The sequence below is a fragment of the Argonema galeatum A003/A1 genome (assembly GCF_023333595.1).
Lineage (GTDB): Bacteria > Cyanobacteriota > Cyanobacteriia > Cyanobacteriales > Aerosakkonemataceae > Argonema > Argonema galeatum.
The window spans coordinates 184,063-202,166 of record NZ_JAIQZM010000003.1 but is presented as its reverse complement, the minus strand read 5'-3'; the positions used below and the strand labels follow the sequence as shown (position 1 = coordinate 202,166).

At 46.1% G+C, this 18,104-nt stretch carries 22 protein-coding genes and 1 tRNA gene; 6 read left to right on the top strand and 17 right to left on the bottom strand.

The window, feature by feature from the left end:
* Window positions 1–103 precede the first annotated feature (103 nt).
* Together LAY41_RS05695 and LAY41_RS05690 are read right to left on the bottom strand one after the other, a co-directional pair.
* The gene (locus LAY41_RS05695) at window positions 104–940 is read right to left on the bottom strand and encodes a CPBP family intramembrane glutamic endopeptidase (protein WP_249095109.1); all 837 of its coding nucleotides are present in this window, start codon (window positions 938–940) and stop codon (window positions 104–106) included.
* A gap of 168 nt (window positions 941–1,108) precedes the next feature.
* On the bottom strand, window positions 1,109–1,543 hold the full coding sequence (locus tag LAY41_RS05690) for an AbrB family transcriptional regulator (protein ID WP_249095104.1): 435 nt from the start codon (window positions 1,541–1,543) through the stop codon (window positions 1,109–1,111).
* Between the two features lie 465 nt (window positions 1,544–2,008).
* On the opposite strand from LAY41_RS05690, the gene LAY41_RS05685 reads away from it, so the two are divergent.
* On the top strand, window positions 2,009–3,031 hold the full coding sequence (locus tag LAY41_RS05685) for a succinate dehydrogenase/fumarate reductase iron-sulfur subunit (RefSeq protein ID WP_249095101.1): 1,023 nt from the start codon (window positions 2,009–2,011) through the stop codon (window positions 3,029–3,031).
* 180 nt (window positions 3,032–3,211) lie between these two features.
* Here LAY41_RS05685 and LAY41_RS05680 read toward each other — a convergent pair whose 3' ends face one another.
* From LAY41_RS05680 to LAY41_RS05665, 4 genes are all read right to left on the bottom strand, one after another.
* Window positions 3,212–4,660: a trypsin-like peptidase domain-containing protein gene (locus LAY41_RS05680; RefSeq protein WP_249095099.1), complete on the bottom strand. Its 1,449-nt coding sequence runs from the start codon at window positions 4,658–4,660 to the stop codon at window positions 3,212–3,214.
* A gap of 150 nt (window positions 4,661–4,810) precedes the next feature.
* On the bottom strand, window positions 4,811–5,329 hold the full coding sequence (locus LAY41_RS05675; protein ID WP_249095097.1) for a TolB family protein: 519 nt from the start codon (window positions 5,327–5,329) through the stop codon (window positions 4,811–4,813).
* 85 nt (window positions 5,330–5,414) lie between these two features.
* Entirely contained in the window at window positions 5,415–5,978 is a 564-nt protein-coding gene (locus LAY41_RS05670; protein ID WP_249095094.1) for a TolB family protein, read from the bottom strand.
* Window positions 5,979–6,020: 42 nt separating this feature from the next.
* Window positions 6,021–6,827 carry a Ycf66 family protein gene (locus LAY41_RS05665; RefSeq protein WP_249095092.1) on the bottom strand — a complete coding sequence of 269 codons (807 nt, stop codon included), beginning with the start codon at window positions 6,825–6,827 and terminating at the stop codon, window positions 6,021–6,023.
* 206 nt (window positions 6,828–7,033) lie between these two features.
* On the opposite strand from LAY41_RS05665, the gene LAY41_RS05660 reads away from it, so the two are divergent.
* Window positions 7,034–7,561 (top strand): hypothetical protein, encoded by a 528-nt coding sequence (locus LAY41_RS05660; protein WP_249095089.1) that lies wholly within the window; start codon window positions 7,034–7,036, stop codon window positions 7,559–7,561.
* 375 nt (window positions 7,562–7,936) lie between these two features.
* On the opposite strand, the gene psbX is transcribed toward LAY41_RS05660, so the two are convergent.
* The gene (gene psbX / locus LAY41_RS05655) at window positions 7,937–8,056 is read right to left on the bottom strand and encodes a photosystem II reaction center X protein (protein WP_249095087.1); all 120 of its coding nucleotides are present in this window, start codon (window positions 8,054–8,056) and stop codon (window positions 7,937–7,939) included.
* A gap of 251 nt (window positions 8,057–8,307) precedes the next feature.
* Here psbX and LAY41_RS05650 point away from each other — a divergent pair, with 251 nt between their 5' ends.
* Entirely contained in the window at window positions 8,308–8,598 is a 291-nt protein-coding gene (locus tag LAY41_RS05650) for a YggT family protein (RefSeq protein ID WP_249095085.1), read from the top strand.
* Window positions 8,599–8,710: 112 nt separating this feature from the next.
* On the opposite strand, the gene accC is transcribed toward LAY41_RS05650, so the two are convergent.
* Together accC and LAY41_RS05640 are read right to left on the bottom strand one after the other, a co-directional pair.
* Complete coding sequence (gene accC, locus LAY41_RS05645) at window positions 8,711–10,081, bottom strand: acetyl-CoA carboxylase biotin carboxylase subunit (RefSeq protein WP_249095084.1); 1,371 nt, start codon at window positions 10,079–10,081, stop codon at window positions 8,711–8,713.
* 35 nt (window positions 10,082–10,116) lie between these two features.
* Window positions 10,117–10,290, bottom strand: coding sequence for a hypothetical protein (locus tag LAY41_RS05640; RefSeq protein ID WP_249095081.1), 174 nt, complete (start codon window positions 10,288–10,290; stop codon window positions 10,117–10,119).
* Between the two features lie 178 nt (window positions 10,291–10,468).
* On the opposite strand from LAY41_RS05640, the gene LAY41_RS05635 reads away from it, so the two are divergent.
* A tRNA-Leu gene (locus LAY41_RS05635) sits at window positions 10,469–10,551 on the top strand.
* A 152-nt stretch (window positions 10,552–10,703) separates the two neighbouring features.
* On the opposite strand, the gene LAY41_RS05630 is transcribed toward LAY41_RS05635, so the two are convergent.
* Both LAY41_RS05630 and LAY41_RS05625 read right to left on the bottom strand, forming a co-directional pair.
* The gene (locus LAY41_RS05630; RefSeq protein ID WP_249095080.1) at window positions 10,704–11,147 is read right to left on the bottom strand and encodes a PIN domain-containing protein; all 444 of its coding nucleotides are present in this window, start codon (window positions 11,145–11,147) and stop codon (window positions 10,704–10,706) included.
* Entirely contained in the window at window positions 11,140–11,352 is a 213-nt protein-coding gene (locus LAY41_RS05625) for a hypothetical protein (protein WP_249095078.1), read from the bottom strand. Before LAY41_RS05625 ends, LAY41_RS05630 begins: the two co-directional genes overlap by 8 nt.
* Before the next feature lie 147 nt (window positions 11,353–11,499).
* Here LAY41_RS05625 and LAY41_RS05620 point away from each other — a divergent pair, with 147 nt between their 5' ends.
* Both LAY41_RS05620 and LAY41_RS05615 read left to right on the top strand, forming a co-directional pair.
* Window positions 11,500–12,321 (top strand): Rpn family recombination-promoting nuclease/putative transposase, encoded by an 822-nt coding sequence (locus LAY41_RS05620; RefSeq protein ID WP_249095076.1) that lies wholly within the window; start codon window positions 11,500–11,502, stop codon window positions 12,319–12,321.
* Between the two features lie 46 nt (window positions 12,322–12,367).
* A complete protein-coding gene (locus LAY41_RS05615; protein WP_249095073.1) occupies window positions 12,368–12,982 on the top strand; it encodes a chorismate lyase in 615 nt (204 codons plus the stop codon).
* A 323-nt stretch (window positions 12,983–13,305) separates the two neighbouring features.
* Here LAY41_RS05615 and LAY41_RS05610 read toward each other — a convergent pair whose 3' ends face one another.
* The 6 genes from LAY41_RS05610 to LAY41_RS05585 all read right to left on the bottom strand — a co-directional run bounded on the left by LAY41_RS05610 (window position 13,306) and on the right by LAY41_RS05585 (window position 18,099).
* Entirely contained in the window at window positions 13,306–14,157 is an 852-nt protein-coding gene (locus tag LAY41_RS05610; protein WP_249095071.1) for an MBL fold metallo-hydrolase, read from the bottom strand.
* Window positions 14,147–15,259: a chorismate synthase gene (aroC, locus tag LAY41_RS05605; protein WP_249095068.1), complete on the bottom strand. Its 1,113-nt coding sequence runs from the start codon at window positions 15,257–15,259 to the stop codon at window positions 14,147–14,149. Before aroC ends, LAY41_RS05610 begins: the two co-directional genes overlap by 11 nt.
* Before the next feature lie 299 nt (window positions 15,260–15,558).
* Window positions 15,559–15,765, bottom strand: coding sequence for a hypothetical protein (locus LAY41_RS05600; RefSeq protein WP_249095066.1), 207 nt, complete (start codon window positions 15,763–15,765; stop codon window positions 15,559–15,561).
* The gene (locus LAY41_RS05595) at window positions 15,749–16,336 is read right to left on the bottom strand and encodes an ATPase (RefSeq protein WP_249095064.1); all 588 of its coding nucleotides are present in this window, start codon (window positions 16,334–16,336) and stop codon (window positions 15,749–15,751) included. The genes LAY41_RS05600 and LAY41_RS05595 overlap by 17 nt, the downstream gene beginning before the upstream one ends.
* 72 nt (window positions 16,337–16,408) lie before the next feature.
* Window positions 16,409–16,633, bottom strand: a complete 225-nt coding sequence (locus LAY41_RS05590) for a type II toxin-antitoxin system MqsA family antitoxin (protein WP_249095062.1) — start codon at window positions 16,631–16,633, stop codon at window positions 16,409–16,411.
* Window positions 16,630–18,099 carry a DUF1802 family protein gene (locus tag LAY41_RS05585; RefSeq protein ID WP_249095060.1) on the bottom strand — a complete coding sequence of 490 codons (1,470 nt, stop codon included), beginning with the start codon at window positions 18,097–18,099 and terminating at the stop codon, window positions 16,630–16,632. The genes LAY41_RS05590 and LAY41_RS05585 overlap by 4 nt, the downstream gene beginning before the upstream one ends.
* Between the last annotated feature and the right edge of the window lie 5 nt (window positions 18,100–18,104).

Here is an 18,104-nt window from a genome sequence, read left to right as displayed (position 1 = left end):
TTCAACTTTAACACTGTGATCATACGCACTCGCAAATTGGTTTTGTCGATCGCACACTCACTCACCCACCCAGAAACCCGGTTTCTTGAAGAAACCGGGTTTCTCAAATCCTCATCAACACCACCCCAGTTCCCAACAAACACAAAATTCCCGCTAAACCAGCTAAAGGTTTCTCCGAAAAACCCGTTATCCAAGTCGAACCCTTACCAGTATAATTAATCAATTTTGCTGTATCAATAGTAGCAATACCCCAAATCCAACCTGCGTGCAATCCCCAAGCCAAACCCAAACTACCGCCATCTACCAACCGCGCCAAAACTAAAACCATTCCCATCAACCATAATCCCAGCATTTGGGGCAAAGTTTCTTCGATTTCCCAAACTAGGTGCAGCAGGGCAAAAATCAGGCTGGAAATAATCGCCGCCACTAATATAGAATAATCCTGCTGAAGTTCGTTCAGCAGGAAACCGCGAAAAATTAACTCCTCTATCCCGCTAACCAACAATCCTATTAATAAGGTTGTCAGCAAGATCTCTAAGAGATTTGTTTCTTTTTCAAGACGCCAATTTACCCAACCTAGCGCCCATTGAATGCCAAATATAACGATAATGCCGATCGCACCAAAGCCCAATCCCAGTCCTACAGAAACTAAGACAGCGGGATTCCAGGCTAAGCCGTAATTTGAGAAAGACACGCCCTCCAACCAAGCTACACCCCACAATAGGAGTGGCGCAATGAGATAGAGGGATGCCAACAAAGGCAGCTTTTGCGACGCCTCCAAGGGCTTAGGAGGGTGCCAATTCAAGGCTTTAGCGGTGGGGATTGCTAGAGGCAACCAACACACCGTCCAGGCGAGGAAAAAAACCATCACCTTCACAAGTGCGATCGCAGAAGCAAAAAACAACTGCATCGCGCCAACTGTCCCGTCAAACACAGTCATAGCCAATCCACCTGACCATTAGGGGTAATTTTGACGAAGTAGTCAGTAGGCGCGAAGCATTTGTGTGCTTAAGATTTTGATACTCAGTCAAAAATTATCTACACAAATACTTCGCCCTACAATTTTGGCTTGGTGTCAGTTCATTCAGCGTCACCTGCTTGAGGATTTTTATTCCTCTTCTTCGTCTTCATCGCCGTCATCCACCGATACCTTACCGTTGCTTGACCCATTTTTGTCAGCGTCAACCTGGATCAGGTGAATGTGCTTATAGCCCAGCTTTATTTCAAATTCATCACCGGACTTTAATCCCATTGACTCGGTATAGGTTGAACCTATCACAATCTGACCGTTTTTATGGACGCTTACCCGATAAGTCGCTTCGCGACCGCGACCATCTTTCGAGCCTTCGGGATTGAGAGCAATACCCCGCGCTTCTAGCACTGCGTCATAAAATTCTGTTAGATTGACGCGATCCAGGTTATTTTTGGTAACCGAGTAGTACCCACAACGCTTTGCTGTTTCGCGGCGGGGTAAGTGGGAGAGTTCTTTTACTTTGTTAAGGAGTGCTTTTCCTGTTAATGCTGCTGTTGCTGTTTCAGTCATTGCTTTGAGAAATATCCGCTTTTTAGTTTAGTTAATAGAATCGGAAGCCAAGTTTGGCTCTATAAAGAATATATCCTTAAATGCCGTGGTTTTGACAAGTACCTTTATCAAAATTTATCCTGACTCAAATATTTCATTTATATTTGGCAATCCCAGACTCGATATTTAAGGCTTCGAGATGTAATTGACAGGGGCGATCGGCAGGATTCACCTGCAAAAAGATACATATCGCTACATTATTGGGAGTATCTTGAAAGAGAAAATCTACCTTTGAGAACATTTACTCAGGGATACATATCTATATTTTTGCTATGCCAAGCGCGGGCTAATAGAAAAAAAGCCTTATTCCCTTGCCAAAAAAGCAAAATCGTGCTGTTGTTGACAGATGAGCTTTAAACTAGAAAAAGTGGCACTTTAATAGAAGGTTCTCCCTCCCCACGGTAAACTTCATGAAGGTTAGAGACAATGCAAGTTATTTTTAAAATTGTCAGACAGAGCCAAAATACCAGCCCCCGCTTTCAGACTTATCAGCTGGATGTTGAACCTGGTAACACAATCCTAGATTGCCTGAATCGCATCAAGTGGGAACAAGATGGAAGTTTAGCTTTTCGGAAGAATTGCCGCAATACGATTTGCGGCAGTTGCTCTATGCGGATTAACGGTCGATCGGCTCTGGCTTGTAAGGAAAATATAGGTAACGAACTGGCGAGGCTGCAACAGATGGCTTCCACGTCCAATTCAGATGCTGCTGGGAATTCGTCAGAATCCGTTCTGGAAATGACGATCGCACCAATGGGCAATATGCCGATTATCAAGGATTTGGTGGTGGATATGCAAAGTTTCTGGGACAATCTGGAGGCAGTCGATCCTTATATTAGTACTGCTGGTAGACTTGTCCCGGAACGCGAGTTTCTGCAAACCCCCGCAGAGCGATCGCAACTAGATCGAACTGGCAATTGTATACTGTGCGGCGCTTGTTATTCCGAATGTAACGCCCGCGAAGTTAACCCAGAATTTGTCGGCCCTCACGCACTAGCGAAAGCTTATCGGATGGTAGCCGATTCTCGCGATGCCCAAACCGAAACCCGTTTGGAAAAATATAACCAAGGCACTCAGGGGGTGTGGGGCTGTACCCGTTGCTTTTATTGCAATGCGGTTTGTCCTATGGATGTAGCACCGATGGATCGAATTGGCGAAATTAAAAGTGAAATTCTGGCTCACAAGGACGCCCAAGCCAGTCGATCGATTCGCCATCGTAAAGTATTAGTGGATCTGGTTAAAGAAGGCGGCTGGATTGACGAACGTAAATTTGGTTTGCACGTAGTCGGTAACTATTTTAGGGATATAAAAGGACTGATTAGCCTGGGGCCACTGGGATTGCGGATGCTCCTAAAAGGCAAATTTCCCCTGGGATTTGAACCTTCTGATGGTGTAGAAGAAGTGCGATCGCTAATCGAATCCGTTCAAGAGCTGGAAACCCAAAAATAGAGGCTAGGGCGTGTCTTCTTCCCCGGAGATCCCCCCCAGCCCCCCTTAAAAAGGGGGGAGAATGAGCGTCAAAGTCCCCCTTTTTAAGGGGGATTTAGGGGGATCTCCGGGGAAAGAAAACACACTAGGGGGAAGAGGGAAGAATTTCAAATCTAAAATCTAAAATCCAAAATCTAAAATCTAGCGAATTGTCAGCAGATAACGGCCTCGACCACCTGGCTGGTAGGTATTGACGATCGCACGGTAGATCCCAGCCCTGGGTAAAGTCACGCTAAGCGCAGAATTAGGGTCGTTCGGGCTGATGTTGTTGTTTTCTGCCAGTTTCTCACCATCAGGCCCTAAAAGTGCCAAATAAGGATCGAAATCAGCACTTTCCAGCGTAATCGTCACCGACTGACCTGCACGACCTTGAAAATTGTACATTCTGTAAAAACTGCCGTCGGAAGACAATACCGAGGCACCAGGGCCAAGCACGCCCTCTTGCTGTAAAATCAAGTTTTCTACCCTGAGCCGATTCCGGCGACCGCCAGCACCACCAGCCAAGGCTCGTAAAATGAAATTGCCCGATTCACCTGCCTGATATGAGTTGGCAATCAACAAATAAGTACCTGACACCGGCAATGTCACTGCGATTCTGGCATTTTTGCTCCCGGCTGAGTCATCATCTTGAGCTATTTCGCGGCGATTAGGCCCGATGAGAATCAAAAACGGGTCAATTTCCCGGCTGAGCATCTCAATTACGACTTGCTGACCGGCTCTGCCTTCAAACCTGTAGACTTTAAAAAAGCTGTTATCCACTGGTAAGATATTGTCGCCGGGGCCTAGTCTGTCATTGACCGGCACACCGTTGAACGCCAAATCCTGTGGCGGATTCGCTGTTCTAGGTTGTTGCCGCTGAGTGACGCGGGGGGCCCGTCCTTCGCGGACTGCTGCTAAGAAAGGCTGCAAACGGTCTACAGAGATGGCAAACCCAATGCCAATGTTGCCACCAGCACGACTGTTGGTAAAAATAGCAGTGTTAACGCCAATCAGTTCTCCTTGGCCGTTCAGGAGCGGTCCCCCGGAATTGCCGGGATTGATAGCGGCATCGGTTTGAATCAAGCCCCGTTCTCTGTCAATGCGGCTGACAATTCCGACGGTAAAAGTACCGGCGAATTGACCGAAGGGATTGCCGATCGCAAATGCTCGCTGTCCCACTTGTATCGAACCAGTACGTGCCAAGCGAATAGTGGGCAGATTGGTTACGCCGCGAATTTTGAGGACGGCTAAGTCGAGACCGTTGTTACCAAAAGCAATAACGTCTGCTGGAAACCGCCTGTTATCGCCCAAGACAACCGTGACGGTGCGCCTGGTGTTTTGGACGACGTGGGCATTGGTCAAAACAAGACCGTCTGGGCTGATAATGCTGCCACTTCCAGTTCCATTTCCTACAATGACGGATACCACTGCCGGACCGGCTCTTTGATAAACTCGAACATTAATTTGTTCGTCAGCGTCTTGGGCGTAAGCAGGGCTTGAATTGGCGGATAGCAGACTGGTTATGGCAAGAGCGTTAATCCCACTCAGACCGATCGCAGATCCGGCGCTTAATACCCCTGATGTAATTAAAGATAGAAGTTTAGTGTTCATCCTTGAACTTAGGATTTAATGGTTATTGTCATATTTGAATACGGTTATAGCTTATTCTGTTCCCAGTTTCGCTTCACCGTCTCGAATGCAGCTGGCTAATACTTTATTAGCAGTTTTATTTACATCTAGCATTGACCGAAATCACCGATCTCAACGAGGGTCTGTCGGCACGTCCAAGGGTCTTCCCGATCGATCGTAAACTAAAATATCCCACTGGCCGTTGACGCTCGATTCAAAGGCAATTATACTCCCATCAGCGCTGATGGTCGGGTTTCTTACTTGGGCTTGCAGGTTGTTGGTAAGGTTGCGTAACTGCCTGGTTTGCCTGTCGTAGAGAGAAATGCCCGATCGGCCCTGGCGAATCATGGCAAAAACGATATAGCGACCATCTTGGGAAATAGATGGATGATTTGCGATCGCATCTTGGGCGTTTAGTCCCGGCAGATCGATCAGACGCCGCTCCACCACATCATAAAGGTAGATATCCTGACGTCGCCGTCGGTCAGAACTAAAAACAATATAGCGATCGGCCATTTGCGGTTCCATATCCGCAGCAGGACTATTTATAGTCCCATCTCCTGCATCGAAGGGAAGTTGTTGGAAGCTGAGGTTAGCGGTGCAAGCACTTAGACCAAGCGTAGCAATAGCCGATAGCAAGATAAATTTCATTAGTCATTGGTCATTAGTCATTAGTCATTAGTCATTGGTTATTAGTTATTTTTTTATCCTTGCATCCTTGTATATCCGTGTCGTGTTATTCTCCCACTCTCCCCCTCTCTCCCTCTTCCACTCTCCCCTCTTCCTTATCTAACTCAATATTTAAACCCCGGTCTATTATCTCAATATCCCATTGACCGCGACTACCGCTTTCAAAAACGATATAACGACCATCGGGACTAATATTGGGATTACGCACTTGACCTGGATACGATAGGGTGAGAGGTTGCGATCGTTGAATGGCGCGATCGTAAAGTGCCACAATCGGTCTACCTCGATCGTCGGCGGTGTAGACAATGTAGCGACCTGTGTAACTGAGGCTGGGATGTTCTACGATCGCTCCAGGACGGTTCAAGCCCGGTAACTCGATCGATCGCCGCTGTTGCAAATCGTACAGCAGAATTCTGCGCCCGCCCTGACGGTTCGATACAAACGCCAAAAAGCGACCGTTTCCGCTCAAAGCCGGTTGCTCATCGCTGTTCCCACTGTTGAGAGAGCTTGAGATAAAAGGAATCTCAATCTGACTACAGCCAACAACCAATCCAGCTAGACTTAAGCCCATCCCCCAATTGAGCCACTGCTGGGCTAGGGTTCTAGGCATTTATTTTTTACCTCAGCAGTGTAACAATGCGATCGGCTTCATTTATCTATCGAAATTGACTGAATTATCCTCCTCATCATCGTTAGGATCGATCGGCTGATAATCCACATAGTCGCTTGGTGTCGCGTCTGCATTCCTCGAAGAACGTTCGCGATCGTAACCAGAGTCTCCTACAGGACGCCGACGGGGGCGCGAAGATGCTGTTTCCGGCTTGCGGGATTCGTCGCGGGGGGGACGATTTCCGCTTCTGCGAGGTTGAGTGTCTTCGACATTCTCCGAATCTCCCCATTCATCTCTTACTTCAGGACGTGGAGTTTCTGGACGGGGGCGACGTTGGCGGCGTGTTTCTCCCGAACCGAGTTTGTCGCTGCTGGTGTCCCGATTGGTTGGACGGCGACGGGTTTCGCTTCCATTAGTCCCGTTTCGCGTGTTTCTCGATTCTTGGTTACCTCGGAGTCGCCGGGGAATAAGTTCCTCATCATCAGGGGCGAGTGCATCAAGTTCCGCATCCTGATAAACTTTGTACTTCCTGCTGACGGGACGCTCTTCATCCACAATCGGTGTATTCCGCTTTGCTTGTTCTGTCGCTACTCCCCGCAGACGAAGATTTTCGATCGCAAAAAAGATGGTCGCTCCTGTCAGCAAAACCTGACCAAACTGCATAATGGGATCGAACCGCCATCCATAAACCAGCAAAATCCCCCCGCACAGTAAAGACACTGCCGAAAAGAAGATATCTGAGTCTCGCGATAGCTCTGGACGCCAGGTTCTTAGAGCATATAAGGCAGTTCCACCAATAGCTAGAACAATGCCCGACATACTCGCTAAGTTAAAATTTACGTTTATCATTAGCCTCTTGCCTCAGTCAGTCCTATGATAGCGAAGTGAAGTACCTGCTAAGAGCCCCGATAAACATAGTTTAATCTAGGCTTCCTGTTTCATCCGCCGTCGCTTCCTTCTTGCTCCGAATCGCAGTGGCTCTGGCTAAGGATCTTGGAGGGTTTGGTTGAGGTTGGTTGCGCTAAGTTGGGGAAAGCAGGAGTTGGGGGGTTTTTATGGCATTATTAAGAGTAGATCAGTACCCTGATGCTTGCCAAATGATGACGTTTAATGATAATAGTGAGCTAATTCAGAAAATACAGCGATGTTGGAATCCTTTATCAAAGCGTTCAGGAACGTTGGTACAACGATTTGATGGCGTTTGGCATTACAGTGTAGCACTATCAGATACTTCAGCAATTGCTTGGGGACCCAGCGAAGCAGGGCAGCTTTACGATCGCGGTTGTCTTAGAATACATGAGCTTGGTCATGAGTTCAAAGATGCAATTCCCGTTCCGTATTTGAGTAAGGATGAGATACTTGAAAACTTAATCGCCTCTGTTCTAGCTTTTGATAACAAGTGGAAGTATGGAGTTCAGGGCTGGAACTGTGAGCATTGGGCGCGTTTAGCCGTGAGCGGTCAACCCATTTCCTACCAAGTCAAAGAGCAGGGATTTGGCATTTTTGATGTATTTGGGGTTTTATACTTCAGAGGCGAAGCGGTACCGGAACTTAACAAGTACAAGTTCAATGCTCAGGGCTAGAAATTCCACGACTTGATGGGAATTCTCAAACGAAAAGCTAAGGATTTTTACCATAACCCTTAGCTTTTCGCAGCCTTTAATTTACAGTGGCTTCCAGCCGCATGAGGTACAATCAAATGATTTTCTTTGAGGGCGCGAAAGTTGGGGCGGGTTTTGCCATGATTATTGTCGGTCAGCCACAAATTATCTGTCGAACCCGCCCCTACAATAGACCTCTCCAGAAATTAAAGGTGCTAACCCTTGAACCCTTGTAGAGACGTTGCATGCAACGTCTCTACATTCTTTTTTGGAGAGGTCTAATTTACCTGTACTGCTCCGAAAAGTTTTGTCTGGGACAAGAAATCCGGTTTTTTTGGTCGCTCTCAAAGGATTTTCTCAAGAACGCTGAATCTTATCCTTTTGGCTAACAAAGACTAATCCCACAATTACTGGGATAACGACAATTACAAGACCTGCGAGCAGACTGTAGAAAAAGTTTGCTAATGAAGGAGTCATAGATTCTGGCCCTCTTTATACAAGAATATCATTTTCTCATTTTAGCGATCGCACGCCACCTTGAAAAGCCAAGCAAGACGATCGTTGCTGCGAGGGGTGGGATCGAGGGTCTACCAGTTTGATTAAAAGACTAGATTAATTTCATTAATAAATCTTAAAATTATCCCAGTACAGCCGTCCTGCGTGCAGTAGCAGGCGTTCCCGCTGCGTTAAGACACCCACGCTTTAGTCTATCAACCCCTCAACCACCTATGACTACCACAACCATTGCTAGTTTGATACTTGGTTCCCTGCTAGGGATAATGATTTTGCTGTTTATCTTCCGCATCGTACTCAGCTGGTATCCCCAGATAGATCTAAATCGCTTTCCCTGGAGTTCGATCGCTTGGCCCACAGAACCTTTTTTAGTGGTGACGAGAAAGCTTGTGCCACCAATAGGCGGCGTGGACATTACGCCCATCATTTGGGTAGGAATCTGTAGCTTCCTGCGGGAAATACTCTTAGGTCAGCAAGGACTCTTGACAATGATGGCGACAAGGTAAGCAATGCCCAATGCCATTTCAGATTAAAGAATTGAAAATTCTCAATTCAAAATAAATCTGAAATCTAAAATCTAAAATCTAAAATTTCCCAATGCTCCGCCCCTTGACAATATTACTTTTTACCTTTCCCTTTTTCCTCGTTTTGCATGATCTGCTCGACGAAATTGGTATAAACTTCACCGCGTAAAAAGGCTGGATTTTCCAATATCTTTTGATGAAAGGCAATGGTAGTGGGCAACCCAGTGATCGCACATTCCCGCAGTGCGCGTTTCATGCGGTTGATTGCGCCGTTGCGATCGGGTGCCCAGACAATTAACTTACCAATCAGCGAGTCGTAGTAGGGCGGAATTTCATAATCTGTGTAGACGTGGGAATCCATACGGACGCCAGTACCGCCTGGTGGTAAGTAGCCGCTGATCCTGCCGGGAGAGGGACGGAAGTTGTGTTCGGGGTCTTCTGCATTGATGCGGCATTCGATCGAATGACCCCGCAGAACTACCTCGTCTTGGGTCAAGCTCAGTTTTTCTCCCTGGGCGACACGGATTTGTTCCGCCACCAGGTCAAGACCCGTAATCATTTCCGTTACGGGATGTTCCACTTGGATACGAGTATTCATTTCCATGAAATAGAAAGAACCCGATCGATCTAGAAGAAACTCAACAGTCCCAACACCAACGTAGTTAATTGATTTAGCAGCCATCACAGCAGCAGTACCCATTTTGTCTCGTAATTCCTGGCTAAGAGCCGGACTGGGGGCTTCTTCTAGCAGTTTTTGGTGGCGGCGCTGTATAGAGCAATCTCGCTCGCCTAAGTGGATGACATGGCCGTAGGAATCAGCCAAGATTTGAAATTCAATATGGCGGGGAGATTCGATGAATTTTTCTAAATAAACGCCGGGATTGCCGAAGGCGGCTTCTGCTTCTCCCCGTGCCGCTTGGAAGAGTTTGATGAATTCACTTTCTTCTTTGACAAGTCGCATTCCCCGTCCGCCGCCGCCAGCGGTGGCTTTGACCATGACGGGATAGCCAATGTCGTTGGCGACGGAGAGTGCTTCTTCCTCGTCGGTTAACAACCCGTCACTACCTGGCACAGTGGGTACGCCAACCCGTCTCATGGTTTCTTTGGCGGTAGATTTATCTCCCATCGATCGGATCGCTTCAGGGGAGGGGCCAATGAAGGCGATCTGGTGATCGGCACAAATTTCGGCAAATTTGGCGTTTTCGGCGAGAAAGCCATAGCCGGGGTGAATTGCTGTAGCGTTGCGCGTCAGGGCTGCGGCGATGATATTTGGGATATTGAGATAACTTTTGCTGCTGGGGGGTTCGCCAATACAAACTGCTTCGTCGGCCAGTTGGACGTGGAGGGCGTGGCAGTCAATGGTAGAGTGAACGGCAACGGTAGAAATTCCCATTTCTTCGCAGGTGCGGAGAATGCGTAGGGCAATTTCCCCGCGATTAGCAATTAAAATCTTAGAAAAACGCATTTTCCAACTTTTGGCGAGAGCAGTAGCATGAAGTCTTACTCGGAACTTCTCAAGCAACTTTGGCGGCTTTTCGATCGCAACTTTGAGGCTTGAGGCGAAGCAGCTTTTTGTCTTCGGGTGTTGATCGTATCATGGTGTTGAGGACTACTTACTGGCGAAGTGTTGCAGGAGGAGGCTGTTGGGTGCGATCGCTTAATCAATCTCAACATAATACGCTCTGCTAAAAATCAAGGTTTAGCCCCCCCTTCCCCCCAAGTTTGGGGGGAGAAAAGTCTTCCAGCAAATTTAGGAAAATTTTTGTGTCAATTCTGCCTTTATGAGTTATACTTGGTAAGGCGAACAAAATTGAGCTAAGATAATTACTTGGTTGTAGTTTGCCAAATTAATGCGGATGTGGCGGAATTGGTATACGCGCACGCTTGAGGTGCGTGTGGGCTATGCCCTTGCGAGTTCGAGTCTCACCATCCGCATTCTTGAGTAATGAGTCCTGATTAATTCAGGACTCATTATTTTTTCTGACGAAAACAAGTTCAGGACTTACGCAAAAAGCAAGGTTTTGCGGGGGCAATTGCGTAAGTCCTAAAGTTTAAAGTTGCGGCAGGATATATCGCACTTTATTCCATCAAACGATTTCATTCCAAATTTTTGCTGCTACAAAGCGAGTCAGGTGTAGAACATTTGATGTGGCGATAACGACATCTTCACCTTGAGCGACGATCGTAAATGCTTGTGCTGCTAAAATTACATCTGCATCCAGTGCTTTATTATCTGCTGTGGGCTGACCTTGCTTTCTTACATCTGCCCAAAATTCAGCAGCTTTTAGCATTACTTCTCTGTTAATGGGGATATACCCAAGTTGATTGATGAGGTGATCGAGGCGTTGAATTCCTTTGACTTTGTTCAGGCGAAGCAACTCGCGACGAACTTCGTAATCGGTAATTTCAGGAATTTTAACATTAGTTCCAGAACTAACCAAATTTGCCAGCCATATTTTGATTTCTGGATGATTCCGAGGATGACTAATCATCCCCAGTGGGCCAGAGTCTAACAATACTATTCTACTCATCAAAAAGTCTCCGAGCCGAGACTAAATCTCGTTCTGTGTCAAGTGCTTCTTTTAATTCAGGCCATGTTTCTTCATCATATCCTGAATCATCATCCATCCATTCATCCAGAAGTTGAAGAACTTTGTCTATAGTCTCTTGGCTTAATGGTTCTATTAATGAATGGGTTTTTGATTGATTTTGGTGTTCAATCTGCTGTGTTGTCATTATTTTGACCTCCTGAGCGCGGACATAGTGACTATTGTAGTTGTTTTTGGATTTTGGGGGATCTCTAGCGCTTTTGTCTATATTGGTGTTTTGAGGGGCGGGCTCTCAAGTAATATTGAAACGTAGTCTGTAGAAACACGCGCTCTCTTGACTTACGACAACACCTGTAAATATCTAGCCGAGAAGTACCCAGAGCAATTTTTCCGCTGGTTACTCTCAACGGAAACAACCGATATCCGAGTTCTCAAGACCGAACTTACCATCGAACCGATTCGTGCTGATTCTGTTAGTTTTCTGCAAACTAACTCCTCTATTCTGCACCTGGAATTTGAAACTCGCGCCTACTCCGATCCCCCGATGCCATTGCGGATGCTAGATTACTATACAAGATTGAAACGGCAATACTCTTGTGCGATCGAGCAAGTGGTAATATTTTTGCAGGAGACCGGCTCGGATTTGGTGTTTGTCTCCGAGTATACAGACACAAACACGCGACATCGATATCGAGTCATCCGTCTGTGGGAAGAAGACCCCGCACCATTTCTAGCAAATCCCGCGCTTTTACCTTTGGCGACATTGACTCGCACCGACTCACCACAAGGTTTGCTCCAACAAGTAGCAGCACAAGCCGCTAGAATCGAGTCAATCGACGAGCAGCGGAATATCTTAGCTTGTGCGGATGTTATCGCTGGTCTGCGATTTGATGAAGAAATAATTCACCGCATATTCAGAAAAAACGTTATGAAAGAATCTGTCACCTATCAAGCAATCCTCGAAGAAGGACGAGAAGAAGAAGCACTCTCACTGATTTTACGTCAGATGGGGCGTCGAATCGGTACACTCGATCCTCAGTTGCAAGACCGAATTCGAGCGTTATCCAGATCTCAGTTAGAAGCGCTAAGTGAGGCGCTATTGGATTTCTCCACGGCAGCAGATTTAATAGATTGGCTCGATCGAGAAAGCCAATAGCCAGAGCAGCGCTATGATTAGATAGAGTTAAGTTATGTAAAGAACTTTGACTGCAACCTTTAAAGTTACAGAAACGCTGACGCGGCCAACCTCCTGGCACGCCCTCACCCCCATCTGGCAGGGCGGAGATGCAATAATTCAGCTTGGATTGCCTCACACTCAGCTAGCACCGACGTGGCAGATGTTTCTGCTGGGAGACGGTTCGCCAACGCGCCACCTGCAATTGCTGACGGGTGAGAAGACGGAAGTAGACCTGATTGATATGTCTGCGATTGGGATGGATGGAGATGTAGCACCGGAGCAAATGCTGGTAGTGCCGGGGCCACGCATACGACGACAGGTATGGCTACGCACGGCTTCTGGACAACGGCTGGCTTATGCTTGTTCTTGGTGGGAAGCTAGCCATGTGGATGACTATTTACAAAATCGGTCTTTGCCAATTTGGGCGAGTCTGGAGCAGCTGAGAACGGAGTTGTATCGAGATGTCCAAGGACTTTATTACGGTCACTCGGCACAGTTAGAAGAAGCCTTTGGGTATAAAGGGCCGTTTTGGGGTCGTCATTACCTGTTTTGGCATCACAAACAGCCCCTGACGCTGATTTATGAGGTTTTTTCGCCTTATTTGACTAAGTATTTGGGTAAGATGCAGGTGGGTGAATAAGATTTTGCGCTTTGGTGAGATTTGCTCTAGCACTCCTCATATCCTGTCCGGTAACATCGGTAGTACATGAGTGATATTCGGAAATTGTCTGTTGTTATCATTGGTTAAATTTTTACCGCAGATGAAGACAGATAAACGCAGATAAACGCAGATATGAGAAGGCAATTTTTTTTGGCAACCGATGCTGCCGGACATGATATCAAACCTCACCCCTCTCATCATAAGCGCGACAGCTCGCCCAAAAGCGTTTTTGTGCTGTTAGACCAATTGGTAAAGATTGGTGATGGTTTGAGGGAAAGGGGAATTTTTCCTTTCTCTTTCCCTTAAACCACTTTTAAAATCATTCCCTCTTGGGCTAGCACCGCATTTGGAGAGACTGCTAAAATTTTATCTTCGAGCTGATCGAGAAAGTCATCGCTGTGACCGGGCTCGTGGTGAAATTTCACGAATCGCTTGACGCCAGCTGCCTCTGCTATCTTTACCCCTTCTTCCCAGGTTGAGTGTCCCCAGCCAACTTTGGGAGATTTGGGGTTATGATATTCGTCGTCGGTATACATGGAATCGTAAATGAAAAAGTCTGCTTCGCGGGCTAGATGCAAGACATTTTCATCCATGCGATCGGGGAAATGTTCCGTGTCGGTGCAGTAAAATACCGAGTGTCCCTGCCAGGTAACCCGATATCCCATCGCTCCATTGGGATGGTTGAGCGGGCCTGTTTCGATCGTGATATCATCCAGCTTGATGGTATCTCCACAGACCAAATCGTAGAATTTCAAGTCTGCCTGCATCTTTTGAGGAGGCACTGGGGAATTGGCATGAAGTACCTTTTCGACGAAATGCTGTTTCATAGACCCGCCATCTTGTGGCACTGCCCCATGTATATGGATGCAATTACCCTCAATAAAAGCTGGGAAAAAGAACGGCACTCCTTGAATGTGATCCCAGTGGTAGTGCGTAAAAAACATATACGCTTCCACTGGCATACATTTTAGTAAACTTCTACCCAGTACGTGCAAGCCGCTGCCGCCATCAAAAATCAGGCGTTTGCCACCCACCCGCATTTCTATACAGGAGGTGTTGCCGCCATAGCGTGCGGTTTGGTTTCCTGGGGTGGGTATGCTGCCTCGGACACCCCAGAACTGGACAACAAATTCGGAAGAAGGGCTAGTTTCCATTTGTATCTTCAAATTTCAAGGTGCCACATTGCCCCTGGTGCCGCAACAAATGATCGCACAGCACTAAAGCAACCATTGCTTCTACCATAGGCACTGCTCTGGGTAAAACGCAAGGATCGTGCCGTCCTTTGGCTGCGAGTGTTGTTTCTTCACCTTCGCTAGTTACGGTACGCTGCTCTTTACGAATAGTAGCAGTTGGTTTGAATGCTACTCGCATAATAATGTTTTCGCCGTTGGAGATGCCACCCTGAATTCCACCAGAACGGTTAGTTGCAGTGCGAGTATTGCCGCTGGAGTCAATATAAAATTCGTCGTTATGTTCGCTGCCAGTTAGCAGCGTACCGGCGAAACCAGAGCCAATTTCAAATCCTTTACTCGCAGGTAAGGACATTACACCCTTGGCTAGGTCTGCTTCTAGTTTATCGAATACTGGCTCGCCTAAGCCTTTTGGTACGTTTCGAGCCACACATTCTACGACGCCGCCGATCGAATCGCCAACTCGTCGCACTTCTTCTATTAGTTCTATCATCCGCTCGGCACATTCTGAATCCGGGCAACGGACTATATTGCTTTCTACCTGTTCCATTGTGACGGTGTTCGGATCGAGGACACCCTCTAAGTCTTTGATTCGTTTAACATAGCCGATGATTTCTACATTGGCGAATTGTTTAAGGATTTTTTTAGCTAGAGCACCTGCTGCCACTCTCCCTATTGTCTCACGGGCTGAGGAACGTCCGCCACCTTGCCAGTTACGGATGCCGTATTTGGCGTCGTAGGTGGCATCGGCGTGGGAGGGGCGATATTTATGGGCCATTTCGTCGTAATCTTGGGAGCGGGTGTCTTGATTTTTGACTAAGATTGCGATCGGCGTTCCCAGCGTTTTGCCTTCAAAGATGCCGGAAAGGATTTCGCAGATGTCGGCTTCTTTGCGGGGTGTGACGATTTTACTTTGTCCCGGACGCCGCCTGTCCAATTCTACTTGAATTTCTTGGGCGGAAATTTCCAGTCGCGGTGGGCAACCATCGATGGTAACTCCCACGCCGCCGCCGTGGGATTCGCCAAATGTGGTGATGCGAAAGAGATGTCCGAAGGTGTTGCCCATAATGGTTGAGTAGGAAGCGTCAAACTTAGTATTATATCAGCGATCGCTGCTGCCAGATGGATGGAGAAGGAAAATTAATATTTGGTTTGGGGAAATTGCGATCGCATTCTATCCAATTAAGTAGGTGGGCATAATTAAACGTAAAACTGCCGCGCCTTTAGAAACCGGGTTTCTCCAAGAAACCCGGTTTCTGGGTGTTCAGGCAGATATTTTTCTTGATATTTTGTTAAAATCGGTTCTCTTACACAAGCGATCGCTATTTTAAATTAATTCACCGCAGTTACCGCCTATTTATGCTGCTACTTTAAAGGCGATGAATCCTCTGGTATAGAAATTTCTTCAGGAGGTATCCAGACAACTTTGCCATCTCGCCAAGCAGCTACGGGATTCCCAGCTTGTTTGTGTTTTTGCAAAGCATCTCGTACAGCTTTAGCTAAGGCTTTGGTAATTTTTTCTGTGTCGGAAACACCTAATAAAAAATTTTCTGCTTTAGGTCGATCTACCATAATATTTTTCCTCGATTTGCTGCCAAATTTGAGTGTCTGCTATATAAATATTACTCTCTTTTTCGCCAGCAGCTAGAAGACGCGGTTCTGCTGTATTAGAATTATCATATAAAAACCATGAGTCTGCAAGAGATCGATACAATTCAAAAAAGTTTCTGAGTCCTGCCTCATAGCGTCGTCGGATAGTTTCTTCTGGTACAGAATGACCACCTTGCCGTACTCTTTCTTGAACGCGAGCAAGTGCCATATCTGCGCTAGGTAGCCATATAAAAATTAGATAAAATAGATAATCGGTTTGACGTAAATTAGCAATCCAAGGAGCAAAACTGCGGGTGGCTAAAGTAGTTTCAAAGGCAAAGTTGTCTCGTTGACTGGCTAATTTTTGGATTCGCTCTAGCATAATACGTCCAGCTTGAAGGGCAACTTTTTCGGGAGCAAATGCGGATAATCCTTGGGCGATCGCATCCGCGTTGACAAACTCATTTACTCTGAGTGTTTCTTGTAATAACGCAGGGGCAACTGTCGATTTTCCTGCACCATTTGGCCCTGCTATAACAATTAAGTTTGGCATATTCACTCGGCTTATTCTATTGGCAAATCACGGATAAAGTAAAAGCGATCGCTCACTGAAAATATAATTTTTCTAGGCTGCATAGCGAATAATTTCTACTTCTGCTCCGTTATCGATCGCTACTTCTGCTCGTTGCAATACTTGCGCCGTAATATCATTACTTAAGTAATATTCTCCGCAGTTATCGCAAACTTCGGCTGGTACTTTTTTAATGATGACGATCGACTCGTCTCTTTCTAAAGTTACGGTAACTAAACCTGGTTGTGTTTGTCCGTGTTTGCAGGTGACACATTTCATATATTTTCTATAATCAAATCTCGGAGGTAATAAAAGCGATCGCTCCTCCAATGACTTCCTTTTTTTCGCCCCAAATATCCTGTCAAAGGTGAGGAAAGTTCTACCAATATTTCGTGTAGTTCTTCAGGTTGCAATGGTCGGAGTGGATTAGAGCCAAAACAATATGCTCCATGAAGAGCATCGACGCTTCCTCGTTCAAATTCTGTATTTTCTATGTACTTTTTGACAAGCTGTACTATGTGCGATCGCAGCTTGATATCTTGCTTAACTCTATCTATGTAAGCGTTTACTTTATCATCTACTATACCAAATGGTTCGCTTTGTAAGCACTGCTTCAAATCTAGCAGATTAATAGAGCCTTCGTAATTTGCTTTAAGTTCAACTAATCTTTGTAAAGTTTCAGGTCGTATTACGTTCATTTTGTTTTGAGTAGCTGCTTTGCAAGCAGGATCTGTTAGAGGGCCAGCTGCCAGAATCAATTTGATTGAACGGTCAAACTGGGCTTGGCCTAAATGAGTTACACCTAAATGAATGAGTTGGGCCGTCACGCTATTAGGTACGTTTTCATGTTTACTTGCTTTACATTCCCCAACTACCGGATAAGGCAACTCGCAATAAAGATCTATGCCACCAGCACCACCAGCTGAATTTGGATCGAGGTTTGCCTTTGGGTTTTTATTTGAGTTGGAGAATCCAAGTTTAATGAAGCTCTTACGAACTAATTTTTCAAATTCGTTACCGTCGCTGGAATTGCCAACTTGGGCTATTTTATTAATCCAATCTAAACCTCGATCGCAGTTATTTAACGTTGTAAATTCAGACCAGCCTAAAAATACTTTAAGTTGTTCATCTAGTTTTTCAGCATTTGATTGTATAAGGGAGAGTTGCGCGATCGCACTTTGCAATTCTTCCAATTCGGGATGCAGCGGTGGAAGTCGATTTTCTAGTTGGTGGCGGCGTTTAGAAAATGCGCGATCGCTCAAAACTGGCGAATTTTCCGCAACATTGATAGATTTAGGTAAAGCCACAAATTGTCCCTGGCTATCCGCAGACATTACCAGTGATTCGGGTAGCAAATAAACGCGCAGATAAGCTAGAAAAATATAGGGGCGTTTGGCGAGAATTTGCTGCAATGCTTCTGTTGTCCAAATTGTTAGGGAAGATAAAACTTCTAACGATTCAGATTTATCGAGAACTTGACATAATTCGCATCTAGCCCAAGCTTTAATTATTACTCCTTCAGGATGTAATTCAGAAATCGTGTTTTTGGCAACGGTTAAAAAGTTCGATCGATATTGCTGTTCAACTGGCAATAAGTTGTTTGAGACATCAGTAGGATAAAGGGCAAATACTTTTCCTACATCGAGAAAAGATCGAGGCATAACGGCGATCGATCGACCTTGAATTAATGCTTCCACTTCTGGCGCAGGTAGTCTCAGCGCATTGTCAAGATAGAATGATGGCATAACAA